Here is a 12,697-nt window from a genome sequence, read left to right as displayed (position 1 = left end):
AGGTGTCGTTATAGCTTAACGAATAAGACCCAGGCGGAAACCTTCAGCCACCGCGTGTGTTCTGTTCGCAGCATGCAGCTTTCTGGCAGCCGAAGCCAGGTACCAATCTGCAGTATGCTGTGAGATATTCAGAATCTGGCTGATCTCCCAACTTGTCTTGCCTGCAGCAGACCACTTCAGACACTCAAGCTCGCGAGGAGTAAGGCGATGACGAGGACGGTTGGTGTTCGCACCAACAAGCTCACGCACCTTATTACTTGCATAAATACCAACCAGATGAAGAACACTGATTTCGCGTTCATTCAAACGCACCTCAGGTCCACCAAAGATAAGCATGCCCTGATAGCCCTGAAGGCCATGCACCGGCACACAAACACCATCATACATTCCGTAATCACGTGCTTCGGAAAGGACTTGCTGTGCAGCTGCTGTTAAATTGCGATCACGTGCAACACTGGACCATAGGAATGGACGACTAGCAGTGCGCGCTTTCGCGACAATCGGATCATTTTGTACATAATCACGGTCGAGATAACGTTGTTGCCACTCAGGGCGCCAACCACTCAACATAATTGACCCATCAAAAGATGCGCCAGCTTCGGGGATCGCAGCGAGACAAAAACTTGTAAAGCCGAAAGATTGGCCAAGTTCAGCAATACGCTTAGAAACACCATCAGGTGTCTCTTCATTATTAATAGATTCAACAAATTCAAGTGCAGCAGTCAACGGATTCATTTTATACACCCCTACATATTATGCCTCCAACAACCTTACTCTACGCAATATCCACTCAATATAGAAGGTGTATCTATCACCCATCTTCTATTCGAGGCTCATTGTTTTCATATTGGGAAAGAAATCTATTCAATTTAACTTCTCTCCCAATAGAAATACGGCCATATATATTGACATTGTTAAATTGCACTATGTCTTTTTCGAAAAGTGCCGACGGGAAAACTTTAGACTTAAAACGAGAATTCTTATTTCTTAGGAAAAAGCTATTGTTAGGAGCAGGTTAACAATTCGTTAACCTTAGATTGTCCGAGCATCAATACGGATGCGTATGTAATATAGGAAAAATATTCCAATCTTTTGAGACTTTTCTCAGTTGGATTCTCCGTTTCTTTTCATTCTGCATAGATGCAAAAAACTTAACGATATGCCTGAGGGGAAAGCGGGGATAACTCCACCCCGGAGAAACCCATTGGTTAAAACAGAAGTGGCAACATCCCCCCTGCAGCACTCATCCGCAGCATGTCCGGGGGCATTACCAAATGGCAAATTTTCAGCTAAAACAAGAGAGTTACTCAGAAATTTAGCTAGTAACAACTGCGAATGTGTTACGCATAATCCGCGTAACAGCTGGCTTCTTGTAACCATTTAACACGATGTAACCTCCCCCAAACGGCATATAGTGCACGTTATAGTCATGCATCTTATTCAGCGAAAACCGCAGAGTGTCGATAACGTATACACAAAAAGCCCTTTTATACCGGTATGAAACTGAAACTCCATTCCAGTGCTCATCATCAGCATTTTTCGTCTTTATTCATTCCAGAGCTTTACAGCGCTTTTCTCTGCCATATAAATGCCACTTCATTGGGTGAGGCACCGCACGGGCATTTTCAGTATCCCAGCCAAAAAATTGAGTGCCGAGATACGTTTGGCCATAGACTACGGAATTGCACTTCTAGATGAACAAGAACACGTTGCACCGAACAACAAGATCACGGTCTGTCACTGCGATTTTGGGGCCAACGAACACGGGTAAGACCCATTTGGCTATCGAACGGATGAGCGCATACTCATCCGGCCTGATCGGCCTGCCCCTTCGTTTGCTGGCAAGAGAAGTCTACGGCCGCCTTGTAGAGAAGAAGGGACCTGATCTCGTCGCCCTTATTACCGGCGAAGAAAAGATCATCCCGAAGACCCCTCGCTTCTGGGTCTCTACTGTAGAAGCCATGCCAAAGGATCTGGATGTAGACTTCGTCGCGATTGATGAAGTGCAGCTGGCTGGCGACCTTGAGCGCGGCCACGTCTTTACAGATCGCATCCTGAACCTGCGCGGCAGAGAAGAAACGCTCCTGCTCGGCTCTTCCACCATCCGTCCGCTGCTCGAAAAGCTGATGCCGGGTATTAATGTGATCACTCGCCCGCGTATGTCCATTCTGACCTACGCAGGCTCCAAGAAGATCACACGCCTCCCACGCCGCTCTGCGATCGTCGCCTTCTCCTCCGATGAAGTGTACGCCATCGCAGAACTCATCCGCCGTCAGCGCGGCGGTGCAGCTGTCGTGCTCGGCTCCCTTTCTCCAAGAACGCGCAATGCACAAGTCGACCTGTTCCAGAACGGCGACGTTGATTGGCTCATCGCCACCGACGCCGTAGGCATGGGCCTGAACCTTGATGTGGACCACATCGCGTTCGCCGGACATCGCAAATTTGATGGCTATCAGTACCGCCAGCTCACCCCAGCTGAGACCGGGCAGATCGCCGGACGCGCAGGCCGACACCTCAGAGATGGTACTTTTGGTGTAACTGGACGAGTCCCTGGTTTTGATGAGGAACTGGTCCATCAACTCGAATCTCACGAGTTCGAGCCATTAAAAGTGCTGCAATGGCGCAACCCAAACCTCGATTTTTCCTCGATTCGCGCACTTTTGCGCAGTTTGGAGCATTCTCCGCGAGAAGAGGGCTTGACCAAAGCCCCTCCGGCAGAGGATATCGGTGTTCTCGAACTTGCTAATCGTGACAGGGACATTCTTTCCCTTGCGACCACGCAGGAGAGAGTTTCATTACTGTGGGATACCTGTCAGGTTCCAGACTATCGCAAGATAGCTCCGGCAAACCATGCAGATCTCGTAACAGGGATATATACCCATCTGATCCAGGACGGAGCCATTCCGGATGATTGGTTCAATAGTCAGATCAAACTGGCGGACAGGACGGATGGGGATATCGACACACTGGCGAACCGGATAGCTCATATCCGTACGTGGACCTTTGTGGCAAACCGTGCCGATTGGCTGAACGACCCTGCTCACTGGCAGGGCGTGACGCGCGGCATAGAAGATCGATTATCAGATGCCCTTCACGAACGGCTTACACAGCGGTTTGTGGATCGGCGAACCAGCGTATTGATGCGACGTCTGAGAGAGAACAAAATGCTCGAAGCGGAGATCACCGCAACCGGAGATGTCCTTGTAGAAGGACAGCACATTGGCCAGCTTCATGGCTTCCGGTTTGCTCCGGATGCAACGGCAGAAGGACAGGAAGAAAAAGCTGTCCGTGCTGCGGCCCAAAAAGCACTAGCTAGTGAGATTGAAAACCGTGCAGAACGGTTGTCTCGCGCGCCTAACGAAGAGTTCATCCTCTCCGCAGACGGCACATTAAGATGGCAGGGTGAATCTATCGCCCGCCTGACGGCTGGTGAACAGACCCTGCGCCCATCCCTGATCATTCTTGCTGATGAGCAATTGACAGGACCTGCACGCGACATGGTGCAGGAGCGCCTTGATCTATGGATCAAGACCCACATCGAAACTCTCCTGAAGCCTCTCTTCGACCTGGAACAGGCTGAAGAAGTTGAAGGCATCGCTCGCGGCGTAGCATTCCGCCTGACCGAAGGCCTCGGCATTCTTGAGCGTCAGGAGATCGCTGATGACATTCGTCAGCTTGATCAGCAGATGCGTGGTTCGCTCCGCAAACTCGGCGTTCGCTTCGGTGCATATCACATTTACGTCCCTGCACTTCTTAAGCCAGCACCAAGCCAGCTACTTGCTCAGCTCTGGGCGCTGAAAGAAGGCAAAGGCGAAATCAAAGGCCTGACAGAGCTGCCACAGCTTTCTGCATCTGGCCGCACCTCCGTTCCAGTAGATCCGGAAATCGAGCAGGCACTGTACCGTGTCGTTGGCTTCCGCGTTTGTGGTCCACGCGCTGTTCGCGTCGACATTCTGGAGCGTCTGGCAGACATCATCCGTCCGCTGGTTGCCTGGAAGCCTCTGGAAGAAGGCGTTAAGCCGCCAGAAGGCGCATTGGTAGAAGGTGGCGCATTCACCGTTACCGTTTCCATGACCTCCCTGCTCGGCTGTGCTGGCGAAGACTTCTCCAACATCCTGAAGTCTCTCGGCTACCGTCTGGAAACACGCGAAGAACAGCGCCCTGTTGTCAAGAAGCCAGAAGCACCTGCTGAAGAAGCCGAAGCTGCACCAGCAGAACAGGCTGCAGAGGGTGAAGCTGAAGCTCCAGCAGCTGCGGAAGCAACTGAAGCACCTGCAGAAGAAGCCGCTCCGGCAGAAGCTTCTGAAGAAGCGACAGGCGAGCAAGAGATGGAAACGGTTACCGTTGAAATCTGGCGCCCAGGTCGTTTCGGTGGTCGTCGCAGCAACAACGATCGTCAGCAGCGCAACGCACGCGGTGGCAATGAACGTCGTGGCGGTGGCGAGCGTCGTGGTGGTGGCAACAATCAGCAGCGTCGCAATCCTGGTAAGCCGGGCGGTAAAGGCCGTGGCTTTAACAAGGATCAGAACCGTGGCCATCAGGCAAAGTCTGCTCCACGCAAAGACAAGCCATTGGATCCGGATTCTCCATTCGCAGCGCTGATGTCCCTGAAACAGAACTTGGAAAAGGGCGACAAATAGTCGCCCCTTCGGGATACCGCAGATGGCAACACCAGAACCACAAGGCTCAATCCGCATTGATAAGTGGCTCTGGTACGCCCGTATAACAAAGTCCCGGACGCTGGCTCAGAAACTGGCAGTGTCCGGACACGTAAGACTGAATAAAGAGAAAGTTTCAGCAGCCAAAGCAGCTGTAAAGCCCGGCGATGTACTGACCATCACAATGCCGCGGCGCCTTTTGATCCTTAAGGTTTTGAAACTTGGCACCCGCCGCGGTCCAGCCCCTGAAGCACAGATGCTTTATGAGGACATGTCACCGCCGCCACCTCCCAAAGAAACACAGGCTCCAGTCGCACAGCGCGAAGCCGGTGCGGGACGTCCAACGAAAAAAGATCGCCGCCAAATTGCCCGGATTCGGGGCTTCAACGAAATCGATCCTTTTTAGTGGCCACTTTTGGTAAATTTTGCCCCAATATTGCAATCTCTTCGCCTATGACAGCGCTTGCACTACCCAATGAAAACCGGTAGCAAAGAGCACAAAGTTTAATGGACGAAAAAATCGTCAGGGCCGCGAGAGCCCGTGCCATTTGTCTTCAGACAAATATGCAGCGCCAGAGACTAAGAGGATTGCGATGACATACGTCGTCACAGACAATTGCATCAAATGCAAATACACCGACTGTGTTGAAGTTTGCCCGGTCGATTGCTTTTACGAAGGCGAGAACATGCTCGTCATTCATCCGGACGAATGTATCGACTGCGGTGTATGTGAACCGGAATGTCCTGCCGACGCAATTCTCCCAGACACAGAGCCTGGATTGGAAAAGTGGGTCGAGCTCAATGCTGAGTACGCAGAGAAGTGGCCGAATCTGACCGTTAAGAAAGATCAGCTCCCAGAAGCAGCTGAATTTGACGGCGTAAAAGAAAAACTGGAAAAATACTTCTCCGAGAAGCCAGGTACGGGCGATTAAGCTCGTAAAAGCCTAGAGCTTCCAAACATTTATTAATTGCCAAACATTATCCGCGGATGTCTTAATTCCTCTCTTGCTTGAGAGAGGTTGGAAATCCGTGGATAATGTGCTATACAGTTTTTTACAGTCATTTGGCAGTCTGGTTGCACCCTCCCCACTCGGAGGTTTTTTTATGGTCGCAGTTCCATTGAAGTGCGCACAATAATTTATGCCAGCATTCGCCGAAGTAGCCAAAACAGAGAATTCGACTGATCACATTTGAACGCGAAACCAATTAGTGCGAGAGGTAGCTTTCCGCATACATTGGACTTTTCACGTTTTTCTACAGAGAAAGATGTAGCGATCTCGCTGCATCTAGGTTGTTTGCGTCTCCCGGACTGCAAGCCACCACTGCGCAGGAGAAGTATAGCGTATGGCCACACCCGCAAAAAAGACCGCGCAGCGTCAGGGGTTTAAAACAGGCGAGCACATCATTTATCCATCTCACGGTGTTGGATTGATTACTGCGATTGAAGAGCAGACCGTAGCTGGATACTCTCTTGAACTTCTCGTAATTGAATTCGAACAGGATAAGATGACACTCCGCGTTCCAGTAGCAAAAATTGCTTCTGTTGGAATGCGTAAGCTTTCTGATGCATCCACCGTTAAAAAATCTCTTGAAACCATTGCAGGCAAACCTCGTGTAAAGCGCACCATGTGGAGCCGCCGCGCGCAGGAATACGAAGCGAAGATCAATTCCGGCGATCTTGTTTCTACCGCTGAAGTTGTTCGCGATCTCTATCGTTCTGACGCACAGCCAGAGCAGTCCTACTCTGAACGTCAGCTCTATGAAGCTGCGCTCGATCGTATGGCTCGCGAAATCGCTGCGGTTCAGAAGCAGACTGACACTGAAGCAATTCGTCAGATCGAAGGTGTTCTTTCCACCGCTCCAGGTCGTGCTGCAAAAGCTGCACCTGCTGCTGGTGAAGACGGAGGTCAGGAAGAGGCTGCGTAATCAGCCTTTCCCAACTTACTTGATTAAAGAAGCCCTGCTGGTAGCGGGGCTTTCTTTTTATCTGCATAGATCCAAACGAGTTTTCGCGCCGTATCTCAGATCAAACTGAGGAGGCGTACATGGCTCAATATGAAAGAGACCAAAGTCTCGGGCCCCTTGCTCGCCTGGCAAGAAAAGCCCCATATCTGTCAAAAGAAGAAGAATACAAGCTTCTTGAAGGCTGGATCACAAAACGCGATCACCGTGCACTGGACAAGCTATCCTTGTCTCACTCCCGTCTGGTGATAGCTCAAGCTTTGCGCTTTAAATCCTATGGCGTCCCGCTTTCTGATCTCATTCAGGAAGGCCACATCGGCTTGATGGAAGCAGCCAACAGGTTCAAACTGTCCAAGGATGTGCGCTTCTCAACCTACGCAAGCTGGTGGATCAAGTCTTTCATTCAGGATTACGTCCTCCGCAATCAATCGATCGTCCGTGGCGGCACATCCTCGCGCCAGAAAATGCTGTTCTTTGGCTTTAAGCGCATGCGCGCAGAGCTGGCGAGCAAGCACCCTGAGCTCAGCGAAGATCAGCTTCATCAACAGATCTCAAACCAAACCGGCGCGAACATGCGAGATATTAAGATGATGTCTTCCAGATTAGGCCGTTCGGATACATCTTTGAATGCAACGCTCAAAGGCAGCGAAACAAACCTTCAGCTCCAGGACACGCTCGCAGCAGATGAGCCCCTGCCCGATGAGATTGTAGAAGTGCATCTGGACAGTGAACGCGCCGAACGCCGCCTCTTCGACGCCATCAAAACACTTCCCCCACGCGAGCAACGCGTAATAAGAGATCGAAAGCTCAGAGAAGATGGCGTGACGCTGGAAGCACTTGGCAAGAAACTGGGTGTCTCAAAAGAACGCGTTCGTCAGATCGAGTCACGTGCGATGCAGAAACTGAAAGACGCAATGGCGCATTCTCAGGGACACGAAGCCAATCAGCCTTAATCGGTGATAACCTTCATCAGTTCACCCGGCTTGAAGCGCTGGTTCGCTTTCACCTGATTGAGGATCGTGAACAACTCCAACCGACGAGATGGCTCCACACCGCTCATACCAACAGCAAGCTTACGAGCCGTCTCGCCACCTTTAGCCTGAATGATCTTAACTCGAAGCGGGTTAAGACGCGCTTGCTCCGTTGGGCTAAGCTGCCGGAAGCTTCCCAGAGATTTCTCGAAATCCCTAGTAAATACAGCGGTCGGTGAACGATTGGCAAAGATAAACCGATATCCGGTTAAGCCAATACGAACCACACCAATTCGGAACGACCAACCGTCTGTAATCGCAGAGCCAATCACTGCTGGCAGACCATTAATCGTGGTCGGACGCACGCTGTTATCGATCAGGCCATTGATCCAGCCAGATAACATATAGTCAGTTAAGCTGGCGTAGCCTGTCAGATCAGCACCATCAAAACGCATTGCGGTGCCGGAGTTATTGCTCGCCAGAACCGCTTCTGCGGAGTTCTCAAGCACAAAACCCTTCGGCACGCTAAAGGAGATGCCAAGACCCTTGTGAAGGAACTGGCGCCCTCTCACATAGCCTTCTAGCGGATCATCACCAAACAGCATGCCATCCAGACTGGTCAGATACGCCTCGCGGCCATTCAAACCAATCCCCGGCGCCCCAATCTGCCGCGCACTGCGCACAGCACGCTGAATGCGATCGGGCGTGTTCGGGTGAGAAGAAAGGAAGTCTGGAGCCGAACTGGTTTCACCACCAAGCTGCTGATAGCGGGCAAACTGCCCCATAGTGTTAAGGAAACGCGCGGCTGCATAGGGATCATATCCAGCGCCAGCAAGCGTTCTTACACCCACATCATCCGCTTCAAGTTCTTGTTCCTGAGAAAAGCGGGCAAACTGCACCTGCTTCTCTTTCACGGCTGCATCAATCGTCCGCTGATCCTTGCCGATATTTGTCATCACCTTGGTGACAAACTCAGCTTCCTCAGCCTGACGCTGTCGCTTGATCGCATGACGCGCTGTTACGTGCGCCATCTCATGGGCCAGAACAGCAGCCAGCTCCGATGTGTCATTGGCAAGCGCAAGCAGACCACGCGTGACATAGAGATACCCGCCCGGAAGCGCAAAAGCATTCACGGCAGGGCTGTTGAGAAGGGTAACACGGTAATGCGCTTCAGGATCTTCCGAAGCGGCAACAAGACCACCAACAACGCGGGCAATCGCAGTTTCTGCCTTGCCGTCTTTGTAAACGCCGCCATAGGTCGCCACAACACGCGGATGCTCACGTGCACCAACATCGCTCCCAGGACCACTACGCAAGCTACCGGGTTTTTGAGCGCTTTGATTGGCAGAGCCGGTCAGCTGACACGCAACAAGGGCTGCGGTCACTGCAGATACCGTTAAAATTCTCAGGCTTGTCCGTATTCCAGACAATGCACTACTCAAAGTCATTCGCGTTTCCGGCTTTTGCCCTAGTCCAGAAGCTCCAACTGCGCTGGGTGCTTAAGCTCTATCTGTGGTCCTTGGTTCAGTTGCAAGACGCCTCTGAGGCGAACTCTCTTGCCTTTCATCACTGAAAGATCATGCCCGAACTCGGAAAAATCCGCCAGCTTTCCCCTTTGAATAATCCCGGTTAAATCCTCTGTCCAGCGCTCACCAAAATTCAAGTATGTTTTGGATCGCGTTTGCCCGACAGAAATCACGCTGGCTTCCACAAGTCCATAAAGACCAATTTGCTCGTAGCTTATTGACTTATAGTCATTAATTACATTTTTAACGACCCATAATCCAACATTTTTCCGGCGAGCTTCGCTCTCCAAATTAATAAGGAATTTCAAGCAATTGAAAGCTCTTAATTGTGGCTTAACAATGGCCAATCCGCCTTCAACCAGCTTACCTGACAAATCACTCATTTCACGATCAAGCAGAATCGCAGGCAAACGCCCCCACCGGTCCTTCTGCGCAACCAATGCTTTTACAAAAACTTGTCGACCACCTGAGAGCTCCTGCCCGGGAGCATGAGGGGCTTCAGGAAAAGTCAAATCAGAGAGATAATAAAACGCGCCATCACTCGCGGCAAACTTCAAAGGGCTCGCAAGCGCGTCATCCACCAAAACCGTCGGCAAGCCCTGCGCTGACACCTCAGCTTCATCACACGGCCCCGCTGCACTTGATCCAATGCCAATCAAAAACCCGCACAAAACTGCCAGAAACCATCTCACCACACAGCTCCCCCCTATAACGCATGTGGCAATAATATCAGGCAGATCCTGCTCAAACGCCCCTGAGAACCCGCAGGAAAGAAGTCACTGAGATATGCGCTGAGAGAATTCTCCTGTCAGAACTGGGACCTAAAGCGTATCTCTGAAAAGTGAAGCCCGGTTTTCAGACAAAGATACGCAAAACAAAAGCTTAAGCAGATCAAGCGGTTCAGCTTAAACGCAACCTGCTTTAGCCTGTTCACAGAGAAGCAATCTGTCTCGCATAGCTTTGGTTTTCATGATATTTGAAAACTCGCTGCATCATCTCAAGATGACACTCAATGGCCCCGTAGCTCAGCTGGATAGAGCAGCCGCCTCCTAAGCGGCAGGTCAGTGGTTCGAATCCACTCGGGGTCACCATTCTCACAGAGTGCAATAGCTGACTGTGAGAGCAATATGATGTTGGCACTCATTTTCTAATTCCTGAGTAATTAATCCTTTGATTTCTTAGAATCTTAGATTGTATATAAAATAACGTTTTAATCGATTTTGCGGTATCTGCGTTCGTTCTTAATCTTCAGATACTTTGCAATAAATGCTGGTATACATTCAATGACTGCAAGACATTTTTGGCGAAGAGCCTTCGCTTATCTACTAGATCTCTTCATCCTTGGTTTTGTAATCACCGTAATAATTATCGCTTATAACAGTATTTTCTCTACACGATTTCTTGCACCTGAACTTCTCACGACGTCAGCATGTGCACCACAATTTGACATGATCCCTCAAGAACGAATGGATGAGATCCTACCGCTTGAACCAGGCCAACAGCATCAGCAATTTCTTTGCAAGCAAACAAACATGCTTGCAAATAGCTTCCACATAGCGGGGCTCCAGAAAATCTGGCAAGAAGGTAACGTTACACGATCCGTTTCAGTGAGCTATTACTCTGATGAACACGGCAACCAGAAAACATATTTTTCATCAGAGCCATTTTTCTACTTACTAGCCCCGTTGGTCTTTGCCTTGTTCCTAGCAAAGATGGGGCAAACACCCGGAAAACGCTTGTTCAAACTGACCGTTTACAACAATGCTCTTCAGAAGCCTGATCTAATGTCAGCATTAAAGCGGGAGTATTTTAAAGCGACTGTTCTCATCATCATCGCCTTGTTCAGCCTTTACTCGCTTTATCAAGCTGTAACACTAGATCTTGAAGTTGCAGGCAAACAAGCTCAGGACTTACTCAATAACCTTGGTGGTAACTTCTGGCTCTGGATTGTAGGTGGTGTTGTAATCAGCATTGCAGCCTTTTGGTTTGAGTTCGGCTCATTCATTCGATGGAGAGGTCGCACATATTGGGATCAGTTCGCAGATCTTACAACCAGTAAAACCAACGATTTAGACATGAGAAAAGCTGAGAAGATCATCTCAGACGAGTAAACAAAATAGTTGATGGTGCCTCGGAAACGAGGTCACCATCCAAACTTAAATCTTGAAGCAGTTCCTTCATCCGCATTTAGCGAATTGAGCCCACCATCAGAGCAGAAATAACTGCACATGGAGGGTAAGCCATGAATTATATATCCAATGTGCTCAAACGGTGCGGAGATAACCTTCGCAACTGGTTTTACAATTGGATGGCCTGGATCAGTCGGCAAAAGAAGTAAGTTGAACGAAGACCGGTAAGATCCGGCACCATAAGCAGGCCATATGGGAAGCAGGCAATCCGCTTCCCACCAAGGCGACTGCGCCCAATCAGAAGAAGCTGTCATTCTGATTGTTCAAAAACTCATCCAGACTGATCTTCTTGTCATTGTTCTCATCAAAATGAGCCATCACATAGCGCAGCTCTTGCTTGTCAGCCTGTGCTTCTTCCTGCTCCAGCAATGCTTTTGCGCAGTCAGCACTGATTGCCGGATCAACAGTGCCCTGAAAATCCACGAGCTCAGGCTTGGTCAGATACCCATCCACGTTCCGGTCCAGCTCAAGGAACAGCTCCCGCTGCTGCAGCTTCACAAGATGTCGAAGCTCACCAAAGTCGACAGAACCATTCTTGTCCTGATCCATTTCAGCAAACTCATCCGATAATGCCTTTCCTTCTTCAGCCTCAAACTGCTCAAAATCAGCTTTGCAAGCTTCAGGAAGCGGATCCATCTCTTCAGAGGTAAGAAGCTTCATCTCTTCCTTAGAGAGCTCCTGATCGACAAGTTCCAAAGCATCCAGAGACGTAAAGCGTTCAAACTCCTTGCGGGAGATGGCACCGTCTTCATTCTGGTCCATCGCAGCAAACGTAACGCGAATACCAGCATCTGCTGAAGCGGTGCTTTGAACACCCACATTCCACATCAAGGCAAGTGCCAGCACAGCAGCGCCACTACCGCCCCACTTCAACAGTTGCGACTTCATTCTTACGGGCATGATTGTATCTCCAGTTGGATTAGCCTGCGCCTCGGCACTGGAGAGTTCTCGCTCAATCAACTGACGAATGACCTGGCTCATCGGCTGCTCTCGTTGCTTGCTCAGCTCGGAAAGTTCCAGCTTCAAATCCGGTGACATTCGGACTTCAATCGTCTCAGTTTTCTTAGCCATAACCGTTCTCCTAGCACCAAAAGCGGGTGCAATTACAGCTTTTGGAGATATATTTCGGTTTCACAACACAATTGATGTCTGGGCAAGACGAAATCGTGTCCGGACACGCGCATAACGTTTGTCAGGGCAAACAAAACAAGCAAATTCAGATAGTTATTTACCCATTACGCTTTAGTCATCTTGGGCACTTCAAAGATATTTCAGAGTACTTAGGGCATTCATAGATGAATGCGAATAATGCATTTTCCAATACTGGTAGACCTAAGTCGTATACATGTAATATTGACATATCACCGATACGTGCAATCCCTCTATACATA

General features: G+C 50.0%; 10 protein-coding genes and 1 tRNA gene. 7 read left to right on the top strand and 4 right to left on the bottom strand.

Going from position 1 to position 12,697, the window contains the following annotated elements; genetic code table 11:
- Nucleotides 1-15: 15 nt before the first annotated feature.
- Nucleotides 16-735 carry a LuxR family transcriptional regulator gene (locus PJE062_RS19350; protein WP_008551372.1) on the bottom strand — a complete coding sequence of 240 codons (720 nt, stop codon included), beginning with the start codon at nucleotides 733-735 and terminating at the stop codon, nucleotides 16-18.
- Nucleotides 736-1,694: 959 nt separating this feature from the next.
- On the opposite strand from PJE062_RS19350, the gene PJE062_RS19345 reads away from it, so the two are divergent.
- The 5 genes from PJE062_RS19345 to PJE062_RS19325 all read left to right on the top strand — a co-directional run bounded on the left by PJE062_RS19345 (nucleotide 1,695) and on the right by PJE062_RS19325 (nucleotide 7,573).
- On the top strand, nucleotides 1,695-4,640 hold the full coding sequence (locus PJE062_RS19345) for a helicase-related protein (protein WP_008551379.1): 2,946 nt from the start codon (nucleotides 1,695-1,697) through the stop codon (nucleotides 4,638-4,640).
- Between the two features lie 22 nt (nucleotides 4,641-4,662).
- Nucleotides 4,663-5,064 carry an RNA-binding S4 domain-containing protein gene (locus tag PJE062_RS19340; RefSeq protein ID WP_008551362.1) on the top strand — a complete coding sequence of 134 codons (402 nt, stop codon included), beginning with the start codon at nucleotides 4,663-4,665 and terminating at the stop codon, nucleotides 5,062-5,064.
- Between the two features lie 187 nt (nucleotides 5,065-5,251).
- Nucleotides 5,252-5,590 carry a ferredoxin FdxA gene (fdxA, locus tag PJE062_RS19335; RefSeq protein WP_008551659.1) on the top strand — a complete coding sequence of 113 codons (339 nt, stop codon included), beginning with the start codon at nucleotides 5,252-5,254 and terminating at the stop codon, nucleotides 5,588-5,590.
- Between the two features lie 412 nt (nucleotides 5,591-6,002).
- Nucleotides 6,003-6,584 carry a CarD family transcriptional regulator gene (locus PJE062_RS19330; protein WP_008551556.1) on the top strand — a complete coding sequence of 194 codons (582 nt, stop codon included), beginning with the start codon at nucleotides 6,003-6,005 and terminating at the stop codon, nucleotides 6,582-6,584.
- Nucleotides 6,585-6,703: 119 nt separating this feature from the next.
- On the top strand, nucleotides 6,704-7,573 hold the full coding sequence (locus PJE062_RS19325; RefSeq protein ID WP_008551387.1) for an RNA polymerase factor sigma-32: 870 nt from the start codon (nucleotides 6,704-6,706) through the stop codon (nucleotides 7,571-7,573).
- Here PJE062_RS19325 and PJE062_RS19320 read toward each other — a convergent pair.
- Both PJE062_RS19320 and PJE062_RS19315 read right to left on the bottom strand, forming a co-directional pair.
- A complete protein-coding gene (locus PJE062_RS19320; protein ID WP_037037720.1) occupies nucleotides 7,570-9,039 on the bottom strand; it encodes a M48 family metalloprotease in 1,470 nt (489 codons plus the stop codon). The genes PJE062_RS19325 and PJE062_RS19320 overlap by 4 nt on opposite strands.
- A 20-nt stretch (nucleotides 9,040-9,059) precedes the next feature.
- Nucleotides 9,060-9,809, bottom strand: a complete 750-nt coding sequence (locus tag PJE062_RS19315) for a thermonuclease family protein (protein ID WP_008551345.1) — start codon at nucleotides 9,807-9,809, stop codon at nucleotides 9,060-9,062.
- A gap of 322 nt (nucleotides 9,810-10,131) precedes the next feature.
- On the opposite strand from PJE062_RS19315, the gene PJE062_RS19310 reads away from it, so the two are divergent.
- A tRNA-Arg gene (locus PJE062_RS19310) sits at nucleotides 10,132-10,208 on the top strand.
- A gap of 192 nt (nucleotides 10,209-10,400) precedes the next feature.
- The gene (locus PJE062_RS19305; protein WP_008551414.1) at nucleotides 10,401-11,228 is read left to right on the top strand and encodes an RDD family protein; all 828 of its coding nucleotides are present in this window, start codon (nucleotides 10,401-10,403) and stop codon (nucleotides 11,226-11,228) included.
- Nucleotides 11,229-11,543: 315 nt separating this feature from the next.
- Here the strand turns inward: PJE062_RS19305 and PJE062_RS19300 are convergent, their stop codons facing one another.
- Complete coding sequence (locus PJE062_RS19300) at nucleotides 11,544-12,377, bottom strand: EF-hand domain-containing protein (protein WP_008551263.1); 834 nt, start codon at nucleotides 12,375-12,377, stop codon at nucleotides 11,544-11,546.
- Nucleotides 12,378-12,697: the final 320 nt, after the last annotated feature.

The organism is Pseudovibrio sp. JE062 (assembly GCF_000156235.1).
In the GTDB taxonomy this organism is placed as follows: domain Bacteria; phylum Pseudomonadota; class Alphaproteobacteria; order Rhizobiales; family Stappiaceae; genus Pseudovibrio.
This window is presented reverse-complemented; position numbering and strand designations above follow the sequence as displayed.

Excerpts from the sequence above, each read along its gene's own strand:
- PJE062_RS19350 (WP_008551372.1), bottom strand. The coding sequence starts at position 735 with ATGAATCCGTTGACTGCTGCACTTGAATTTGTTGAATCTATTAATAAT.
- PJE062_RS19345 (WP_008551379.1), top strand. The coding sequence starts at position 1,695 with ATGAACAAGAACACGTTGCACCGAACAACAAGATCACGGTCTGTCACT.
- PJE062_RS19340 (WP_008551362.1), top strand. The coding sequence starts at position 4,663 with ATGGCAACACCAGAACCACAAGGCTCAATCCGCATTGATAAGTGGCTC.
- fdxA (WP_008551659.1), top strand. The coding sequence starts at position 5,252 with ATGACATACGTCGTCACAGACAATTGCATCAAATGCAAATACACCGAC.
- PJE062_RS19330 (WP_008551556.1), top strand. The coding sequence starts at position 6,003 with ATGGCCACACCCGCAAAAAAGACCGCGCAGCGTCAGGGGTTTAAAACA.
- PJE062_RS19325 (WP_008551387.1), top strand. The coding sequence starts at position 6,704 with ATGGCTCAATATGAAAGAGACCAAAGTCTCGGGCCCCTTGCTCGCCTG.
- PJE062_RS19320 (WP_037037720.1), bottom strand. The coding sequence starts at position 9,039 with ATGACTTTGAGTAGTGCATTGTCTGGAATACGGACAAGCCTGAGAATT.
- PJE062_RS19305 (WP_008551414.1), top strand. The coding sequence starts at position 10,401 with ATGACTGCAAGACATTTTTGGCGAAGAGCCTTCGCTTATCTACTAGAT.
- PJE062_RS19300 (WP_008551263.1), bottom strand. The coding sequence starts at position 12,377 with ATGGCTAAGAAAACTGAGACGATTGAAGTCCGAATGTCACCGGATTTG.